The organism is Sphingomonas silueang (assembly GCF_040049155.1).
GTDB lineage: Bacteria > Pseudomonadota > Alphaproteobacteria > Sphingomonadales > Sphingomonadaceae > Sphingomonas > Sphingomonas silueang.
This window is the reverse complement of the sequence record NZ_JBDZDK010000049.1, coordinates 1-17,597: the sequence shown is the minus strand read 5'-3', so window position 1 is coordinate 17,597 and position 17,597 is coordinate 1. Positions and strand designations below refer to the sequence as shown.

Here is a 17,597-nt window from a genome sequence, read left to right as displayed (position 1 = left end):
AAACTCACCGCATCAGCGGGGTCAGCGCTGCGCTTGTGGATGGCTCCACGCTGCCCCCGCTGCTACCAGCCGTGTGTCATTTCTATTTGGGGCAGAATGTGTCTTTTCTAATCAGCGGGAACACGGGTTTCTGTTTTGGTACAGATACTTACCTGCCTTTGGCGCTGTCGCGATCACCCGATCAGCGACATTCGCTCGCGCTGTCGCTGTTCGCGCTCGGCCCGCCACGCGTCAAACTGCGCCAGAACGTCGTCCACGTCCATACCCGTTCGTCGGTGGTGGACTTCGACGCGGGCGCGCAAAGGCGCGGGCCAAGCCACGCTGCTCCGGATCAGCATGGCTTGCACCCAGCGAGGCGCATCCGCGAGCAGCATCTCCAGCGTTTGATGCCCGTGCCACGGCCGGTGCGCGCCCGACATAAGGCGGCTGACGGGCTCGTCGGCAATGAGTGCCACCACCGCGCTTAGGACATGCGTTCGCCCGTAGGGCGACAGCTCGCGATAGTGCTGCTCGTCCCAAGTCTGCGGTTTGTGCTCCGGCATCGCCGGCAGCAAGGGGCAGTCGAACAGGTTGATGTAGCTGGTCCTGAACAGGTCCGGTGCCAGCAGTGCCCGGGTGAGATCGCCTAGCACGCGAAGAAATTGGCGGGCCGGCACCGGTTTGAGCCCTGGCAGCCGTGCGGCATGGCCGAGCAACGCCCTGCGGACCTCGCCGTCAAACGCGAACAGGACTGGGAACGCCGCGGCCGCCTCATCCGGCTCAACAAAGGCTGCGGGCGTTGGCCCCTGCCAGCGGCTCGTTCGCAGCGGCACGCCGCAGTCTCCGCACACGAACTCGACCCCGCCTGACCAGGTGAAGTGTGGCGCATGGCGCGGACGACAACGGCGGCAGAAATCTTGGCGCCAGGCTCCATGCCGGTGACAGAAGATGAGCGGCAGCGCCGCCTCCGCTTCGAGATAAGCGCCGCCAGCCTCGTGCGCCTCGGCAAGGCACAGCCGGCACCAAGCGAGATCGAGATCCCCTCGGGCGCGACCGCTATCGTCGGTGCTCGGCAACCAGTCTACCGCGAGGTTCGGCCAGCGGCGCTTGAGCTCAAGGCTGAATACGACCTCCAGCGCGACCCGCAGCCCTGCTGCGACGCAGCTCTGCTGCGACGCAGCTCGCCTCCCGCACATCCCACCCTACGTCTGGTCGCGTCGTGCGGTTGGGATCGACCGGGCACAGCACCTGCCGGAGGTGAGCGACGGACACATCATACCAGGCCGCGGTCCGTCCGAGCCAGGACGACGGCAATTCTTCGGGGTAAGGCCGGGGCGCGACCGGCAGCGCCATCCCAGCCACGGCTCAAGCGGCCGCTTTGGTGCGCCCGCGCCCTCGCCGCTGGGCCAGCGCTCTCATGCCGACGGAGGGCAGCACGAGGTCGTCGGCGTCGAGGTCTCCCACGTTGATCTGCTCGCTGCCGTTCTCGATCGCTCGCACGGCGAGCGTCTCGACCAGTCGAAAGATGCGGCCGGTATTGCCGTCGCTCAGATCGAGGATGGACGTGCGGCATCGCTCCTCCTCCAGCTGCGACGGTTTGCGCAACGGCAGGATGGCGGAAAGCGTGACCATCAGCAGCCGGAACGGCTCGTCGTTCTGCCAGCGGACCAGTTCGACGGCATCGAACCTCTCGGCCAGCGCCGCATCGGTGAGCAGCGCCGCGCGCGCCTCATGGTTGCCGGTGCAGACGAGCGGAATCTGCAGGTCGTTGGCCAGATAGCGAAGCGTGTTGAGGAAGACGCGCTGCTGGCGCGGCGTGCAGGCCAGCATATGGTTGATCTCGTCCAGGATCAGCATGCGAGCGCCCACCTGCCCCATGAGCCGACGCGTGAGCTGCCGGGCGCGGTGGACGTCGCCACGAGCGGCAAAGCCAGCGCCGAGCTTCTCGAGCACCTCGCCGTAGAACTCGCCGTCGGTCGGCTGCGGCGGCAGCTGGACGGCCACGACCGGGATTGTTGCCGTTCCGGTCGCCTCGTTGAACCCGCGCGGGTTCTCCGCCTCGAAACGTTCGACGATGCGGGACTTGCCCATCCCGGTCTGGCCATAGATCAGCAGGCACGGCATGCGCGTGCGCGGTGGGTAGCGCAGCATACCGTCCAAGGTCTTGCGCACGGCTTCGGCTTTCGGGAAGCCAAGCCACCGGTCCATCCGGATCCAGGCGATCCGCTCATCGTCCGCCCACATCGCGCGCTCGCGGTAGCTTTCGGCCAGATGGGACAAATCGCTCACCGGGGCATCTCCTCCACCAAGAATGGAAGCGCCTGGCGATCCCTTTCTTCCTTCTCCGTCGTCCCTGGGAAAGTGGCGGGTTCGCAAGGTTCGACCGGGAGCTTGCCGCTGCTTCTGGCCCGCCGCGCATCAGTCAGCGCCGCCTTGGTCCGCTGAAGGGCGAGACGTGCCGCCTTCGTCTTGTGAGCCGCTTCGGCGACGATCAGCCGCTGCGTTTCTACCGCCCGGAAGATCAGCGTCTCGTCGACGGCCTGCTGGCCACGTTCGCGCAAGGCGCGAACCGCCTCCTTCTGTTCCCAGCGGGTGATCGCCGGCCGCCGCAGGTCGCGGTAGGGCACCTCGAGGTGCTCACCGTGCGGTAGCTCCAGCCAGATGCGGGAAAGGTCGCGAGGATCCCAACGAACCGGCATCGCCTGCCCCGGCCTCGTGTACCAGCAGGACAGCGCATCATCCCAATAGTGCGTGTGGAACAGCTCGATGCCGTGCGGCGTCACCGCGCGCAGTTCGCAGGGTAGGAAGTCGTAGAGAAAGGTGGCGTGGTCGATCGGCAGGCGGACCAGCTCCGATCGCCGGTCGATCGCGTCGGCCCAGGCGATCGCCGGCGGGATGCCGAGGCCGCGATGGCGCTCGGCATGGTAAGGTCCGATGATCTGCGCGGCGAGCCAGACCTGCAGCTCTCCCAACGTCATGCACGCCTCGGCTTCGGCATCATAGTCGCCGCGCTCGGCGACGTTCGAGAACGTCGTCCCAGGCAAGAGGTGGACAGCGCCCATCGTCGTGCCGATCAGGCGCTCGATGTGGCCGCCGAAATGCGGGCGACGCACCGGACGATACTCGAGCGAGATCGAGTGGGCACGACAGCCGCGTTTCAGAGCGTCCGAGCGGTGCTCGCGCGCATTGTCGAGGTGCAGCCGGTCCATCAGGCCCTGATTGGCCCAAGGCGCCTCCATGCCGCGCTCGGCCAGCCAGTCGGCTTTGGGAAGAACGGCCTGACGCATGCACATGCCAACCGACACGGCCGACGGTGCGAGCATGTCGAGGTGGAACCCCGGCACCGATCGGCTCGCGACGTCGATCATCAACGTAAGCCACGGCCGGCCGATGGGCTTGCGGTAAAGATCGTCGACGACGATCACGTCTACCAGCGTGTGATCCGATTGAACGAGCTCCAGCGCGTAGCTCGCCTCTAACGCGCCACGCGTCGGCTCCCACTTGTCGACGGCTGCCTTGGCTCCTTGCCTCCGTGCCGTGACGGTCTGGGGAGCCAGTCGGTCTAGCCGCGTCTGGATCGCCTTGGTGCTGGGCACCTTCAGCCCGACCTTCAGCCCTTCATGGCGGAGCCAGCGACGAAGCGCCTGCACGCTCGGCTTCTCAAGAGTGAGATAGCACTCCTCGATCCCGCGTGCGATCAGCTGCTCGGTCGCGGACGAGAGCCGCTGCTCGCCCCTCTCCCTCCCCCGCGGGCGCGGCAGTAGCGACGCTGCGACGGGCGACGCTCGGTAGAGTTGAAGGAGCTTGTGGAAGCGCGCGCGACCGAGTCCGAGCTGCTCCATGGCTTTGGCGGCAACATTGCCCGGCACGCGTGTCAGCGCGGCGAGCGGCCGGATGATCTTCTCGCGGCGGTGCGCCTCAGCCCAATCGGCATCGCTCGCGGTCTTCAGGTCGGCGGTCCGCATAGCACGACGCCTCGGCTGATACAGACCCAGGAGCGTCCACTCTTTCCGGAGAAATGTCTACTCTTTCAGGTGCAAATCGACGCCGGGCGACGGTCGTGCGGCTCGCAATCCGTCGGCGGCGTGTGGTGCGCGTTGTACCGCGAACCAGGATCAGGCGGCGAGTAGATAGGGTAACTGAAAGCACGAGCGGCAAAGGTCGGACCGCTCTCGATTTAAAGCGAAATCCGTCCGCCCGCCTTTGGCTCGCCGACCTTCGCTCCGTCCTTGATCACCTTCGGGAGTTCGGCTGGCAACATCGTGTCGAACTCGATAGCGGAGAGCCCGGACATGCTGATCCGCTCCAAAAACGAGCCCTGACCGGCGATCAGCGTCGGCTGATCGATATGCGTTGTGATCAAGACCCCGCGCTGATCGTCCTCGGCCACCGCAGACATGCCTCCCCGCCGCTCAGGTTCGCAGGCTCGCGAACCTTAGCTCAACTCCGTCCACTGTTTAAGGGGCACCGACAGAACCCGGACAATCCGGCTCACCTAAATAGCGATAACACTGATTCCTGCTAAAAACATGATGCGTCGGGCAGTGGGGGTTTGTCGGTTTCCCCAAAAGGGTGGACATTCTGCCCCGAGCGATCGTCACCTGAAACGGTGGACTTGCACCTGAAACAGTGGACGACGGAGCCGTCTAACCCACCCGCGACATGCTCGCAGTCAGCCACGGGCGCCGATTGAGCCGCGCGGCTCCCTTTGCGCGAGCGCAACCGCATTTCTCGCAAACGATCGGGCCTGTTGAAAAATGCCGGACATGCCGGGTTGCTCCTTCGTTTCACCCCTATCGAAAGGAGCGTCGCTATGATGGGACCAGCCTGTCGCAGTAAGCGGGAAGGGGCGTCCTTCCGCACCGTAGAAGCCATGTTGCCCACAGACCACCTGCTGCGTCGCGTCGATCGATGGCTCGACATCGGCGAGTTGAGACAGGCACTGGCCGGTCATTACAGCGCACGGGGAAGACCATCGATCGATCCCGAACTCCTCATCCGCATGACGCTGATCGGCCGCATCTTCGCGATCGCGTCCGAACGGCGGCTGTGTGAGGAGCTGCGCTACAATCTGGCCTATCGCTGGTTCTGCCGTCTCGCGCCGGGAGACAAGGTTCCGCACCACTCCACGTTCAGCAAGAACCGCCATGGTCGCTTCCGCGATGCCAACGTGTTCCGGATCCTGTTCGAGAGCACGGTGAGACGCTGCATCAGAGAAGGACTGATTGGCGGAAAAGACGCCGCGATCGATGCGTCGTTCATAGCGGCTGATGCGAGCTGGCAGCGCAAGACCGTTCCCGGCTACCTGCCGTATGTCGCCAACGCGTCGCGCGCGGTTAGGGAGTGGGTGCACGACACAGGAGATGCCGTCTTTGAAATGGCGCGGTCGAAAAGCTGCCAAGGCATCTCTCGAACGGACCCTGCCGCGGCCTGGTCGGCGCGAACGGTGCGTGGCCGGTTCGGCTACGCCTTGAATGCGCTGGTCGACACCCCGAGTGGCGTCGCGCTCGATGTCGAGGCGACACCAGCTCGCTTCGCGGAGGAAGTTGATGCGGGGCGCGTCATGCTCGAGCGGTCGGCCGATCGGTTTGATTATCGCCCCAAGCGGGTCGCGGCCGATAAAGCCTATGGCAGCGCGAACTTCCTCGGCTTCGTGCGGGATCACGGCGCAACCCCACACATCCCCGTGATCGACCGGACGCAGCAGACCAAGGGCAAGCTGCCGCGAACGGCCTTCAGCTATGATCGTGGCACCGACAGCTTTACCTGCCCGACCGGCAAGACGCTCCGGCACCATGCCTTCCATCCTCCCACCGGCGTACACCGTTACGCGGCGGATGTTCGGGATTGCGAGGCGTGCGTGCTTCGGAAGAAATGCACGACGTCGCGGCGTCGTACCCTGGTTCGACTGGACGATGAAGACGTTCGCGATCTTGCCAGAGCCGAAGTGGAAACCGGGCTCTACAAGCGGTCTATGCGGTTGCGGCGCGGGGTCGAACGGTTCTTCGCCGACGCCAAGGGCAAGCATGGCATGAGGCGGCTTCACCTGCGCGGCATCCGCGGAGCGGAAGAAGAGTTCCTGATCGGCGCGGCGGTAATGAACCTGATGATACTGGCGCGACCACGTCGGCTGATCGGCAAGCCGCGCAGAGGTGTCTGCGTTCCCGCAGCCCTCACCCCGGCCGCCATCTCGGCCCGGTCGATCGAACATGACGTGATCGTCTCGCCCGCTCGGCAATATGCCTGATCGCTGAAGCGCGGCGTGCTTCATCACGCGGCGCGCAGTCGTTCTTTGCGGTACGGCACACCGTCAAGCAGTGCCTGGCCCGGCGCCTTGGGCGTGCCGTCACCGTTCACGTACATATAGAGTGTCGTCGTCGTCATCCCGAGACGGCGCGCGACATCAGCTGCGATCGCGTTACGATCGGACATGGCGGCCATCGCCATCGCCAGCGTTGCCTTGTCCATCTTGCGGGGCCGCCCTCCCATGCGCCCCCGCGCGCGTGCCGCAGCAAGGCCGGCCTGTGTGCGCTCGGCGATAAGCTCGCGCTCGAACTCGGCGAAGGCGGCAAAGATGCCGAAAGCCAGGCGGCCGTTGGCGGTGGTGGTGTCAATCTGCGCGCCGGCGCCAGTCAGTACCTTCAACCCGATGCCGCGCTCACGCAGCGCCTCGGCGGTGATGACCAAATGCCTCAGGTCACGTCCGAGGCGATCCAGTTTCCAGAGCACCAGTGTATTGCCGGGCTGCAACGCCTTGAGACAGGCAGTCAGGCCAGGACGCGCATCATGACGACCCGACGCGAGATCCTCATAAATGCGTGAGGCATCGACGCCGGCGGATAGCAGCGCGTCGCGCTGCGGTGACAGCGTCTGCGATCCGTCAGCCTTGGATACCCTCACATATCCGATGAGCATCATCACCCCGCCAGAAAAGATATCTAACACCCTGCAATGTGCCGGTGGTTTCCGCAACGGGTATTCCGACCGCTAGGAAGCTTCGATGAGGCAAAAACCGCTACCGCCAGAAAACCGGTCGTTTTTCTGGCGGTTGGTGTGCGCTGTGAGTGCCCCGTCGCTTCACGGCCAAAGACAGTTACGGTGGAGGCTTCGGGAAACTTCGGCAACAAATTAGCGTGGTGCCGGATACGATCAGCTTTGCGAAAGGGGGGGCTGACCATAGGCGTGGGTGGCGATGCGTTTGCTTACTCGTTTTCGGGACGTAGCGGTGCGGACTAGTGTCGCATCGCCGCGGGCAACGAAAAGCTTTTAAACCACCGTCCCGGTGAAAGCCCCAATAAGGGCCGTCATCCCCATCGCAAGGACACCCAGTAAAACCACCCGGATCATGGCGCGCCCGATCGGGGCGCCGCCCGCCTTCGCTCCAAGCGCACCCAGCACGCCAAGCAGCACCAATGCCGTTGCTGGTACCGCATAAAGCACAGCGCTATGCGGTGCTAATGCAGCGATCACGGGTAGGATCGCGCCGGCGGCAAATGCCAAGGCCGAGGATACCGCGGCCTGCATCGGCTGCGATGCGCCGTCGTCAGCAAGGCCAAGCTCATCACGGCGATGCGCTCCCAGAGCGTCATGTGCCATCATCTGTTCGGCCACCTGAATCGCTAGCGACGGCTCGACGCCACGCCCTTCATAGATTGCGGCCAGTTCCCGCGTTTCGGTCACGGGCGAACGTTCCAACTCGGCCGATTCCCGCGCAAGGTCAGCGTTCTCGGTATCCGCCTGCGAACTGACCGAAACATATTCGCCCGCCGCCATCGCCAGTGCACCCCCGACCAATGCTGCTACCCCCGCAACAAGGACTGTGCTCGCAGTCGAGCCTGGCGCGGCTGCGACACCGACGATCAGGCTTGAAACAGAAATGATTCCGTCGTTGGCACCGAGCACCGCTGCGCGAAGCCAGCCTGTACGGTGGACGAGATGATGTTCTCCTGGCGCGTGATCGATGGCGTCGGTCGTCATTGGCTATCCTAAAGTATGTCGAACTCGGTGAGCCGCCGAGTGGGCGGGAATTGGATTGTATTTGGCTCCGGACAGCAGTGCAGGGATGATGGAGCGATGTAGCTACGCCAGGTGCGTTGCGGCACGGGCCTGACGAACAGCTGACGAAAGCGATGGCTCCCGTAATTTCAAGGCTAGACCTCGAGTCGGACGCGAAACGAAGCACCCCCGCCTGTCGCGTTTTCGACGCTGACCGTTCCACCATGCGCTTCGGTCAACCGTTGCACGATGCCAAGGCCTAGGCCCGCTCCGGTAGAGCTGCGGCGATCCTTGCGCCAGAAGCGGTCAAACACGTGCGGAAGATCGACCTCTGCAATCCCCGGCCCGTAGTCACGGACCGTCAGCTGTGGACCGGGTCCCGCGCTTACGTCGATGGGCGTGACGCCGGGCGCGTGTGACAGCGCATTGTCGATCAGGTTGCGATAGATGCGGAAGATCGCTTCCGGGTGCCCGATCGCCGCGGTGTCGCCGAAGCTCTCGAAACGTAGATCACGCTGCGCCGCGAACACCTTTGGCGCCATCGCGGCCACGACGTCCCGGCCGATGTCGGCGATATCGATGGCAACGTGGCCATCGAGGGCCAGCGCGTCGGCTTGGGCGAGATCGAGCATCTGTTCGACGAGACGGGTCAGGTGCCGCGCATCGGCCTGCAGTTCGTCCCGTTGCTTGCCTGCGGGGAGCCGATCGAGCGATAGCTGCATGATCGACAACGGTGTGCGCAGCTCATGTGCGGCGTTGGCAGTGAACTCCCGCAGAGTCGCCATCGCTGCATCGAGCCGACCGAGCGCCCGATTGACGGCACTGACGAGCGTGTTGACCTCTCGCGGCTCACTCGGCTCCGAAAGGCGAAGCAGGGTGTTGTCGGGTTCCAGCGCGTCCACTTCGCGCTCGGCATGGCGGAGCGGTTGGAGCACCCGGCGGACGGCGAAGACGTTGAACAGCAACAGCAACAGCGACAACGGGATCAGCGGCAGCATCACGTGCTGAATGATCTCGTTCACGATCACCGGCACATAGGGGCGGATGCCGTCGCCCTCGAACTGCATCGCCAGCCATCGCCGCTCCTCGCCGCGATCGATCGCGCGAACGCCCGATATCCGATAGCCGCGAGGAGTCTGTTCGCGCCGCGTCCAGTCGACCAGGGTTGACGCGCCGTCGATCCCGGTTTCCCCTACCCGCCGGAGTTCGGGTGATCCCGGTTCGACATAGCGCGCGGACCAGGATTCGGCCCCCGGCGGTCCGGTTAGCAGGTCGGGCGACAGCACGCCGCCTGCCTGAGCCTTCGTCGCTTCAAGCGTCAGCAATTCCTGCGCGAGCGATTCGGGCTGGCGACTGTAGGTGAACACGACGATCCCGACGTCGAGTGCTGCGAACAGCAGCGTGAACGCCGCCAGACGCGCCGCAATCTGTCGGAACAGCGTAGGGGGCCGTCGCCTTGGCCGAACCGCGTCCATCCTATTCACCAGATACGCTTGGCGCGAACAGCGCATAGCCGACGCCGTGCACGGTGCGGACCTGCACGTCCGCCCCGGCGGCGGTCAGGCGCTTGCGCAGCCGCGATACTGCCGCTTCCAACGCATTGGGCGTTACCTCGGCGTCCATCGCATATAGCGTATTCTCAAGCGCCGGCTTGGCGACGACGTGTCCGGCGCGGCGGAGCAGAACTTCGAGCAGGTTGATTTCACGCGGCGTCGCGTCGATCGCGACGCCGCCCACGTCGGCCGACCGTGAGGCACAATCGAGCACGACGTTGCCCGCGGCGAGCTGGGTGCCGAGCGACGCCCCGGGTCGTCGCAGCAGGGCACGACACCGCGCCGCGAGCTCGGGAATCTGGAACGGCTTCACCAGATAGTCGTCAGCGCCCGCGTCGAGTCCGGTGACGCGATCGTCGAGGCCACCTCGCGCGGTCAGGACAAGGATCGGCGTCGCATTCTTGTCCCGGCGGGAACGGCGGACGATGTCCAAGCCGTCTCCATCGGGTAAGCCAAGGTCGACCAGTAGCAGGTCATATGTCGCCACCTTCATCGCCAGCTCGGCGTCCTCGACGGTCTCGACCCAATCGACCGCGAAACCCTGCGGGATCAGGCCGTCCCGAACCAGGCTGCCGAGCCGGGCGTTGTCTTCAATCAGCAGCAGGCGCATGGTCGATGTCGGTCCCCGTTGGTGCACGTTTGTAGCCAGTGACCATCGCCAGCGGCAGGTTTTCCCGGTGCCGCACGCTCTCGACGATCGCACCGATGACATGCAGGGCTACCGCGCCGATCAGAACATTGGCGGCGGTTTCGTGCAACGTCTCGACCCAGCCCACACCCCAGAATTGGTCGAGCCCCATCATCCATCCGCTGGTCCCCACCGTCGCCAGCAGGACAAGGAGGACGACGATCATTGCGCCTCCGGCCGGGTTGTGCCCGATGTAGCGCGGCTCGCGCCGGGCAGCCATCGCGCGAAAATAGCGCAGCAACACGAACGGGCCTGGCACGAAGCTGGCGAATTGCGCGTAACGCCGGCCGATAACACCCCAGATCAGCCGGATCGCCAGCGCCGTGACGACAACGTAGCCGACATAGATATGCGGCGGCTCCTCATGCCGAAGGAACGTCAGGTTGGCGATCACACCTCCTACCACGGTCCAGTGAAAGATGCGGACGATCGGGTCCCAGACCTTGACCCTGCCGCGGTTGCGAGCAGGGTCTCGGGAAGGAGCCGCTGGAGCGACGTGGCTCATCGTCAGTCGACGTTGTTCTGAACGACCGCGCCGTTCACCGGGTTGAAATAGACCTCGGCGCGCTTGCCGTCCTTGGTGTGGGCGTAGATTTCGTAGCAGCTGCCGGACACCTGAAAGACCTTGACGTCGCGATAGCCCATCTTGGCGACGCGGCCTTTCATTTGTGCCGGCGTCATCCATTTGGCCTGAGGCGCCTTGGTGCAGACGGGCGACGCCATCGCCATCGGCGCAGCTGCGACGGCGGCGAGAAAGGCTGCGACCTTCAAGGGGGCAAATCGGATCATCGAACGAGCTCCTGTCAGAGGCGGGATAGCCTCGATGACCGGGAGATCGCAGCACCGCCTGACCGAAACCTGACGGCACAACGAGTTTTTCCGACGGCTCGAGAATGCGGTTGCCGCGGACCTGTCAGGTCGTCGTCAGGACCGGGGTCGATAGCGGGGCAGCCGCACTTCCGGCGGCAATGGAGTATCGACCATGATGAAGTCCCTGATCGTCGCTGCCGCCGGTGCCGCGACCATTTTCGCCGTCAGCGTGACCGCCGCGCCGTCGGCGCCGACCCGCCCGCTAGCCGCCAGCACGCGGGCGAACCTCGAAGCCGCGATGCACGGGGAGGCTTATGCCAACCTGAAGTATCTGCGGTACGCCGACCAGGCGCAGGCGGCGGGAAAGCCCGAACTCGCCAAGCTCTTCCGCGCATCGGCCAACGTCGAGGCCAACGAGCACTTCGATCGCGAAGCGCAGGCGCTGCGGCTCGGCAGCAGCAACAATGTGAACCTCGAAGATGCCATGAAGGGCGAGCACTACGAGAATGTCACGATGTACGTGAATTTCGCCAAGGAGGCGGAAGCGGCCGGCGACAAGAAGGTGGCGCAGATGTTCCGCCAGATCGCGGTCGACGAAGGCACGCATTACGCGGCTTACAAGGCTGCCCTGGCAAAGCTCCCCCGTCGCTAAGCCAGCTGCAGGCGCCGGCCCGGCCATCCCCCCGGCGGGCCGGCGCATCAAATCGGGATCGTTCGATAGGTTTTTAACACACGCCCGCCGAATGGGGCCTGAAAGAGCGCTCAGTGCCCTAATCGCGCAACATCAATTCGAACGCGAGATTTTCAACAGCCACGTCCGTTTTTGACACCTGTTCTCAGAGGTGACTTAGGACGGAGACAGCGCTTCAAGAATACCGCACTCGGCAACCGTCCCGTGCCCGCATTTCTCAATGATTTGGGCCAACTCGTGATCAAGCGCTGATAGGTCGGCGATCTTGCGCTCAATTGCCTTACGGTGCTCACGGGCGATCGTCTCGACTGCGGTACATGACCAATCGCGATGGTCGGCTAACCCAAGTAGCTCCCGGACCCGATCAAGGCTGAACCCAAGGCCGCGCGAGCGGCGAATGAATGACAACCGGCGAAGGGTCCCCTTGTCATAGGTTCGGAAGTTGCCTTCGGTTCGCGCGGGCGGAGGCAGCAATCCGATCTCTTCGTAATAGCGAATCGTCTGCACCTTCGTGCCGGTCGCGTTCGCGAGGTCACCGATTTTTAGAGCCATGGCCCTTGACCCTACAGTTACTGGAGGGTGCATATGCGACGAGGACGAGGATCTTGTCGAGAAGCTAGACGACGTGCGTGTCGCTTCGGCGGAGCGGGAAAAAGGAAACGATGTGCCTACTGAAGACGCTCTGACGCGGACAGCCGACAAGACGGGCGTGATCGGTGCGATCATCGCCTCTTTCGGTTGTGCAGCGTGCTTTCCGGCTCTTGGCAGCCTCGGTGCCGGGATCGGCTTAAGCTTTCTAAGTCAGTATGAAGGCCCCTTCATCCGGTACATATTGCCGCTCTCCGCTCTCGTCGTTTTGGCGGCAAACCTTAGCAGCGGATTTCGACACAAAACTTGGCTCCGCCTAGCCCTTGGGGTTATTGGCCCTGTGCTCGTCCTGATTGCCGCCCTGCTAATGTCGCTTCGTGGCATCCGGGCGGAATGGGTGCTTTATGCGGGGCTGGTGTTGATGATCGGGGTCTCGATTGTCGATCTGGTTTCCCCTCCGGGGCGGCGATTCAGCAATCCGGTCCCGTCGAGGAACAGATAATGACGGATACCGCCGCAAGGCGACCCTCGGCACCGGATGCGCCGCCCGTTTGGGGTGTCGCATCAATCGCGGGTGCGTTGGGCTTGAGCGCGGTTACGGCTGCCGCTGCCTGCTGCGTCCTGCCGCTTGCGCTCGCCTCGATCGGCGTGGGTGCCGGGCTCGCCGGTAGCCTCGCCGAGCTGGCGAGCATCCGGACGCCGCTTCTTGTACTGAGCGGGGTCGCACTCGTGGTCGCCTGGATCATGTGGTGGCGCAAACGCGAAACGGCTTGCACGGCGGGAGACGCTTGCGCGGCCGATGCCGCGCCGCGCCGCGCCATCGGCCTTCTGATCGCTGCGACGGCGCTGGTCGGGTTGGCTGCTATTTGGGATTCGATTGAGCCTTTGCTGATGAAGTGGATATTGTAGTGCTGCTTACCTCCACGTTGACCTGTCCGAAGTGCGGCCACCAATCGACAGACACCATGCCGACCGATGCCTGTCAGTTCTTCTACGACTGCAAGGGTTGCGCTGCGGTGCTCCGCCCCAATGCCGGGGACTGCTGCGTCTATTGCTCGTTCGGGGACGTGCCATGCCCCCCGATTCAGGAGGCGCGCGCGTCCGGATCAACGGCGAGCTGTTGCACCTGATCGCGTCTGGCGATCAACACCTGAGCGCCATTTACACCCGCAGCAGGGAAGAAGCTCATGCCCGAAACCTATGATCTGGTCATTATCGGCGCGGGAACCGCGGCGCGGGTCGCGGCCATGCGCGTCCGCAAGGCAGGCAAGAGCGTCGCCGTGATCGACTGCCGACCTTATGGCGGCACCTGCGCGCTGCGCGGATGCGACCCCAAGAAGATGCTGCGCCACGGTGCGGCCGTCATCGACAACGCGCGCCGGATGCGCCGCAACGGGGTGGTGGGCGAGGACCGCATCGACTGGCGCGAGCTGATGGCGTTCAAGCGCACCTTCACCGATCCGGTGCCGGGCAAGCAGGAACAGAGCTACCATGACGCGGGGGTGGAAACCTTTTATGGCTCGGTCCGCTTCACCGGCGCGAACACCCTTGTCGTGGAGGGAAAGACCCTCACCGGGCGACACGTCCTCATCGCCAGCGGTGCCGAGCCGGTCCCGCTCGGATTGTCCGGCGAAGAGCATGTCATCGACAATGAGGCATTCCTGGCAATGGAGCGCCTGCCCCGGCGCATCGTGGTCGTCGGGGGGGGCTACATCGCGGCCGAGTTTTCGACGATTGCGGCGAACGCCGGGGCGGAGGTGACGATCCTCCAGCGCGGGCCGCGCATGTTGACCGGCTTCGACCCCGATCTGGTTGGCTGGCTGACGCCGCGCCTGCGCGACGCAGGGATCGACGTGCAGCTCGATACGGTGGTCGAGGCGATCGACAAGACAGGCGACGGCTTCTTAGTCCGCGCCTCCACGGGCGGGGAAAGCAAGAGCTTCGCGGCCGACCTGGTCGTTCATGCCGCCGGGCGCAGGCCGGCGCTCGAAGCACTCGACCTGGATGCGGCGGGGATCGCGCACGAGCACGGCCGCCTCACGCTTAACGAGCATCTGCAAAGCGTGTCCAACCCGGCAGTGTATGCAGCCGGCGACGCGGCCCAGATGGGGCCGCCACTGACGCCGGTGTCGAGCCACGATGGCAAGGTGGTCGCCGGCAACATACTGGAGGGAAATCACCTCCAGCCAGACTATCGGGGCGTCCCAAGCGTCGCCTTCACACTTCCTCCCATTGCGTCGGTTGGCCTCGGCGAAGCCGAAGCGCGCAAGCGAGGAATACGCTTTCGCGTGAACAGCAGTTTCGTGCCTGGCTGGTATACCGCGAAGCAAGCGGCCGAACCGGTCTATGGGTTCAAGGTGCTGGTCGATGAAGGCGACGACAGCATAGTCGGCGCTCACCTGGTCGGACCCCACGCAGAAGAGGTCATCAACCTGTTTGCGCTCGCAATCCGGCACCATCTCACGGCAGGCGACTTGCGATCAACCATGTTCGCCTATCCAACTGGGGCGTCGGATATCGGCTCGATGCTTGGATGAAGGTGGCCTCGAAGAACAACATGACGCGGTAACGGTCCACCAATAAGGCGTGGCCCGACACTTAATATCCATTATGCTGGATATATGGAAAGTGATTCGGCTATCGCTGCATTGGGTGCCTTGGCTCAAGGTACACGCCTGGACGTGTTCCGTCTGCTGGTGCGGCACGAACCCGATGGCTTGGCCGCGGGTGAGATTGCTCGTCAGCTCAACGTGCCACAGAACACCATGTCGGCGCATCTCGGTATTCTCGCACGTGCCGGTCTGGTCCGGTCCGACCGGCACAGCCGCTCGATCGTCTACCGCGCCGACCTGGACGGCTTGCGCGCGCTGATGCTGTTCCTCGTCAAGGATTGCTGCGCCGGATCGCCCGAGCTGTGTGCGCCGCTCCTCGCGGAACTCGATCCTTGCTGCTGAAAGGACACCCTGTGGCTACCGATATCGTCATCTACCACAACCCCGCGTGCGGCACGTCGCGCAATGTCCTTGGCCTGATTCGCAATGCGGGGATTGAGCCGCACGTGGTCGAATATCTAAAGACCCCGCCCTCGCGCGCGCTGCTAGTCGAGTTGATAGACCGTGCGGGCATCACCCCGCGCGATCTGCTGCGCGAGAAGGGAACGCCTTATGCGGAGCTGGGGCTGGTTGACACGTCGCTCTCCGACGACGCGCTGATCGACGCCATGATGGCGCACCCGATCCTCATCAACCGTCCGCTCGTCGTCTCACCGCTGGGCGTGAAACTATGCCGCCCGTCGGAAGCGGTCCTCGATCTGCTGCAGACAGGCCAGCAAGGCGCGTTCGTCAAGGAGGATGGCGAGCAAGTCGTGAACGCTTCGGGTCAGCGCGTCGCCTGATGCTTCTTGCCGTCCTGATCTTTGTCGCCACGATCGCGCTCGTCATCTGGCAACCGAAAGGGCTGGGCATTGGATGGAGCGCGATGGGCGGTGCCGTCGTCGCCTTGCTCGCTGGCGTCGTCACTCTCTCGGACGTGCCGGTGGTGTGGGGCATCGTCTGGAACGCGACCGCTGCTTTCGTCGCGATCATCGTCATCAGTCTGCTGCTCGACGAGGCCGGGTTCTTTGAATGGGCAGCACTCCATGTCGCACGCTGGGGCAGAGGGCATGGCCTGAGGCTGTTCGTTCTCATCGTGCTGCTGGGCGCGGCAGTATCCGCGTTGTTCGCCAATGACGGCGCGGCGCTGATCCTGACGCCGATTGTCATCGCCATGCTGCGCGCGCTGGGCTTCAAGGACAAGGCGACGCTGGCGTTCGTCATGGCGGCCGGCTTTATCGCCGACACGGCAAGTTTGCCGCTGGTCGTCTCCAACCTCGTCAACATCGTGTCGGCTGACTTCTTCAAAGTCGGCTTCGGTGAATATGCCTCCGTGATGGTGCCGGTCGATCTCGTGTCGATCGCCGTCACGTTGGGCGCACTGATGCTGTTCTTCCGCCGTGACATTCCACAAGCCTATGATGTCGGAGCGCTGCGCGCGCCCCATGAGGCTATTCGTGATGCCGCGACCTTCCGCGCCGGTTGGGTTGTCCTGGCGCTTCTGCTCGCCGGCTTCTTCCTACTCGAGCCCCTCGGCGTACCGGTAAGCGCAGTTGCCGCTGCCGGCGCGATCCTGCTCCTGGTGATCGCCGGGCGCGGCCATGTAATCGAGACACGGAAGGTACTGCGAGGCGCGCCGTGGCAGGTCGTGATCTTCTCGCTCGGCATGTACCTGGTCGTCTACGGCCTGCGGAACGCCGGCCTGACCGATCACCTCGCCGCGCTGCTCGATCGCACGGCACAAGGCGGTGTGTGGGGTGCGGCCTTCGGAACGGGCATCATCGCGGCCATTCTCTCGTCGGTGATGAACAACATGCCGACCGTGCTGGTCGGGGCGCTGTCGATCGACGCGGCGCACGCGACCGGCGCGGTCAAGGAAGCAATGATCTACGCAAACGTAATCGGTTGCGACCTCGGCCCGAAGCTGACGCCGATCGGGTCTCTCGCGACGTTGCTGTGGCTTCACGTTCTCGGTCAGAAGGGCGTGCGGATCGGATGGGGCTATTATTTCCGCGTCGGCGTCACGCTGACCGTGCCGGTACTGCTCATCACGCTCGGCGCCTTGGCATTGAGGATCACTCTTGGATGACAGCCCTGATCTACATCGCAGCGGCGCTTGCTGAAATTGGGGGATGCTTTGCCTTCTGGGCTTGGCTGCGCATGGGAAAGTCACCCCTGTGGCTCGCGCCAGGCATAGCGTCCCTCGTCGTCTTTGCCTGGCTGCTGACCCGCGTGGACAGCGATGCGGCAGGGCGCGCCTACGCCGCTTATGGCGGCATCTACATCTGCGCCTCACTGCTTTGGTTGTGGAGCGTCGAGGGCGTTCGGCCCGACCGCTGGGACGTGGGTGGCGCGGCCCTATGTCTCATCGGAACTTGCGTGATCCTGCTCGCGCCGCGTGGTGCGTAACGCCGGCCCTATCTGACTTTGGAATGTTCAATGCCTCTTCGCGACCTGTCCGAACCCGACCATCTACCCGCACTCGATCCGGCCTATGCCCACCAGCGGCCTGCGCTCGGTCTCGGTCCGGCTGATCCCGCACCGCGCATCCTGCTGCTCTACGGAAGTTTGCGCGAGCGTGTCAACGGCGGTCTAATTTCCGGCCAGCGTGGCGGAGTAAAAGCAGGCCACTGATGATGCGCGCGGATGATATGCAAAGGGCCCCGATCGGGGCCCTTTGCATATTTGCCGTTTTGCGGCGG

21 protein-coding genes and 1 pseudogene are annotated in these 17,597 nt (G+C 64.3%); 11 read left to right on the top strand and 11 right to left on the bottom strand.

The window, feature by feature from the left end; genetic code table 11:
- Window positions 1-173: 173 nt before the first annotated feature.
- The 4 genes from ABLE43_RS22065 to ABLE43_RS22050 all read right to left on the bottom strand — a co-directional run bounded on the left by ABLE43_RS22065 (window position 174) and on the right by ABLE43_RS22050 (window position 4,369).
- Window positions 174-1,055, bottom strand: coding sequence for a hypothetical protein (locus ABLE43_RS22065; protein ID WP_348980154.1), 882 nt, complete (start codon window positions 1,053-1,055; stop codon window positions 174-176).
- Window positions 1,056-1,344: 289 nt separating this feature from the next.
- Window positions 1,345-2,268 (bottom strand): TniB family NTP-binding protein, encoded by a 924-nt coding sequence (locus ABLE43_RS22060; RefSeq protein ID WP_348980153.1) that lies wholly within the window; start codon window positions 2,266-2,268, stop codon window positions 1,345-1,347.
- Window positions 2,265-3,944 (bottom strand): Mu transposase C-terminal domain-containing protein, encoded by a 1,680-nt coding sequence (locus tag ABLE43_RS22055; RefSeq protein WP_348980152.1) that lies wholly within the window; start codon window positions 3,942-3,944, stop codon window positions 2,265-2,267. The genes ABLE43_RS22060 and ABLE43_RS22055 overlap by 4 nt, the downstream gene beginning before the upstream one ends.
- Before the next feature lie 212 nt (window positions 3,945-4,156).
- The gene (locus ABLE43_RS22050) at window positions 4,157-4,369 is read right to left on the bottom strand and encodes a hypothetical protein (protein WP_348980151.1); all 213 of its coding nucleotides are present in this window, start codon (window positions 4,367-4,369) and stop codon (window positions 4,157-4,159) included.
- Between the two features lie 423 nt (window positions 4,370-4,792).
- Between ABLE43_RS22050 and ABLE43_RS22045 the strand changes: the two genes are divergently transcribed.
- On the top strand, window positions 4,793-6,226 hold the full coding sequence (locus ABLE43_RS22045) for a transposase (RefSeq protein WP_231376780.1): 1,434 nt from the start codon (window positions 4,793-4,795) through the stop codon (window positions 6,224-6,226).
- 23 nt (window positions 6,227-6,249) lie between these two features.
- Here ABLE43_RS22045 and ABLE43_RS22040 read toward each other — a convergent pair whose 3' ends face one another.
- From ABLE43_RS22040 to ABLE43_RS22015, 6 genes are all read right to left on the bottom strand, one after another.
- Window positions 6,250-6,894 (bottom strand): recombinase family protein, encoded by a 645-nt coding sequence (locus ABLE43_RS22040; RefSeq protein ID WP_037477107.1) that lies wholly within the window; start codon window positions 6,892-6,894, stop codon window positions 6,250-6,252.
- A gap of 351 nt (window positions 6,895-7,245) precedes the next feature.
- Window positions 7,246-7,956 (bottom strand): VIT1/CCC1 transporter family protein, encoded by a 711-nt coding sequence (locus ABLE43_RS22035; RefSeq protein WP_066707260.1) that lies wholly within the window; start codon window positions 7,954-7,956, stop codon window positions 7,246-7,248.
- 173 nt (window positions 7,957-8,129) lie between these two features.
- Window positions 8,130-9,449, bottom strand: coding sequence for a sensor histidine kinase (locus ABLE43_RS22030; RefSeq protein ID WP_211250653.1), 1,320 nt, complete (start codon window positions 9,447-9,449; stop codon window positions 8,130-8,132).
- Between the two features lies 1 nt (window position 9,450).
- Entirely contained in the window at window positions 9,451-10,137 is a 687-nt protein-coding gene (locus tag ABLE43_RS22025; RefSeq protein WP_066707257.1) for a response regulator, read from the bottom strand.
- Window positions 10,118-10,720: a cytochrome b/b6 domain-containing protein gene (locus ABLE43_RS22020; protein ID WP_066707281.1), complete on the bottom strand. Its 603-nt coding sequence runs from the start codon at window positions 10,718-10,720 to the stop codon at window positions 10,118-10,120. The genes ABLE43_RS22025 and ABLE43_RS22020 overlap by 20 nt, the downstream gene beginning before the upstream one ends.
- Window positions 10,721-10,722: 2 nt before the next feature.
- Window positions 10,723-11,004, bottom strand: a complete 282-nt coding sequence (locus ABLE43_RS22015; RefSeq protein WP_066707254.1) for a PepSY domain-containing protein — start codon at window positions 11,002-11,004, stop codon at window positions 10,723-10,725.
- Window positions 11,005-11,197: 193 nt separating this feature from the next.
- Between ABLE43_RS22015 and ABLE43_RS22010 the strand changes: the two genes are divergently transcribed.
- Entirely contained in the window at window positions 11,198-11,677 is a 480-nt protein-coding gene (locus tag ABLE43_RS22010) for an acyl-ACP desaturase (protein WP_051693705.1), read from the top strand.
- A gap of 195 nt (window positions 11,678-11,872) precedes the next feature.
- Here ABLE43_RS22010 and ABLE43_RS22005 read toward each other — a convergent pair whose 3' ends face one another.
- Entirely contained in the window at window positions 11,873-12,268 is a 396-nt protein-coding gene (locus ABLE43_RS22005) for a MerR family transcriptional regulator (protein WP_151989816.1), read from the bottom strand.
- On the opposite strand from ABLE43_RS22005, the gene merC reads away from it, so the two are divergent.
- The 9 genes and pseudogenes from merC to ABLE43_RS21960 all read left to right on the top strand — a co-directional run.
- Window positions 12,267-12,806: an organomercurial transporter MerC gene (merC, locus tag ABLE43_RS22000; protein WP_151989815.1), complete on the top strand. Its 540-nt coding sequence runs from the start codon at window positions 12,267-12,269 to the stop codon at window positions 12,804-12,806. The genes ABLE43_RS22005 and merC overlap by 2 nt on opposite strands.
- Window positions 12,806-13,213, top strand: a complete 408-nt coding sequence (locus tag ABLE43_RS21995) for a mercury transporter MerT (protein ID WP_151989814.1) — start codon at window positions 12,806-12,808, stop codon at window positions 13,211-13,213. The genes merC and ABLE43_RS21995 overlap by 1 nt, the downstream gene beginning before the upstream one ends.
- Before the next feature lie 56 nt (window positions 13,214-13,269).
- A complete protein-coding gene (locus ABLE43_RS21990; RefSeq protein WP_302675749.1) occupies window positions 13,270-13,434 on the top strand; it encodes a GDCCVxC domain-containing (seleno)protein in 165 nt (54 codons plus the stop codon).
- A gap of 57 nt (window positions 13,435-13,491) precedes the next feature.
- Complete coding sequence (locus tag ABLE43_RS21985; protein ID WP_348980150.1) at window positions 13,492-14,841, top strand: dihydrolipoyl dehydrogenase family protein; 1,350 nt, start codon at window positions 13,492-13,494, stop codon at window positions 14,839-14,841.
- A gap of 84 nt (window positions 14,842-14,925) precedes the next feature.
- Window positions 14,926-15,258, top strand: coding sequence for an ArsR/SmtB family transcription factor (locus ABLE43_RS21980; RefSeq protein WP_151989811.1), 333 nt, complete (start codon window positions 14,926-14,928; stop codon window positions 15,256-15,258).
- Window positions 15,259-15,269: 11 nt separating this feature from the next.
- Entirely contained in the window at window positions 15,270-15,698 is a 429-nt protein-coding gene (arsC, locus tag ABLE43_RS21975) for an arsenate reductase (glutaredoxin) (RefSeq protein ID WP_348980149.1), read from the top strand.
- A complete protein-coding gene (locus tag ABLE43_RS21970; RefSeq protein WP_151989809.1) occupies window positions 15,698-16,984 on the top strand; it encodes an arsenic transporter in 1,287 nt (428 codons plus the stop codon). The genes arsC and ABLE43_RS21970 overlap by 1 nt, the downstream gene beginning before the upstream one ends.
- On the top strand, window positions 16,981-17,304 hold the full coding sequence (locus ABLE43_RS21965; protein WP_151989808.1) for a YnfA family protein: 324 nt from the start codon (window positions 16,981-16,983) through the stop codon (window positions 17,302-17,304). The genes ABLE43_RS21970 and ABLE43_RS21965 overlap by 4 nt, the downstream gene beginning before the upstream one ends.
- 30 nt (window positions 17,305-17,334) lie before the next feature.
- Window positions 17,335-17,475, top strand: a pseudogene (locus ABLE43_RS21960) (arsenical resistance protein ArsH); the annotation flags it as partial.
- Between the last annotated feature and the right edge of the window lie 122 nt (window positions 17,476-17,597).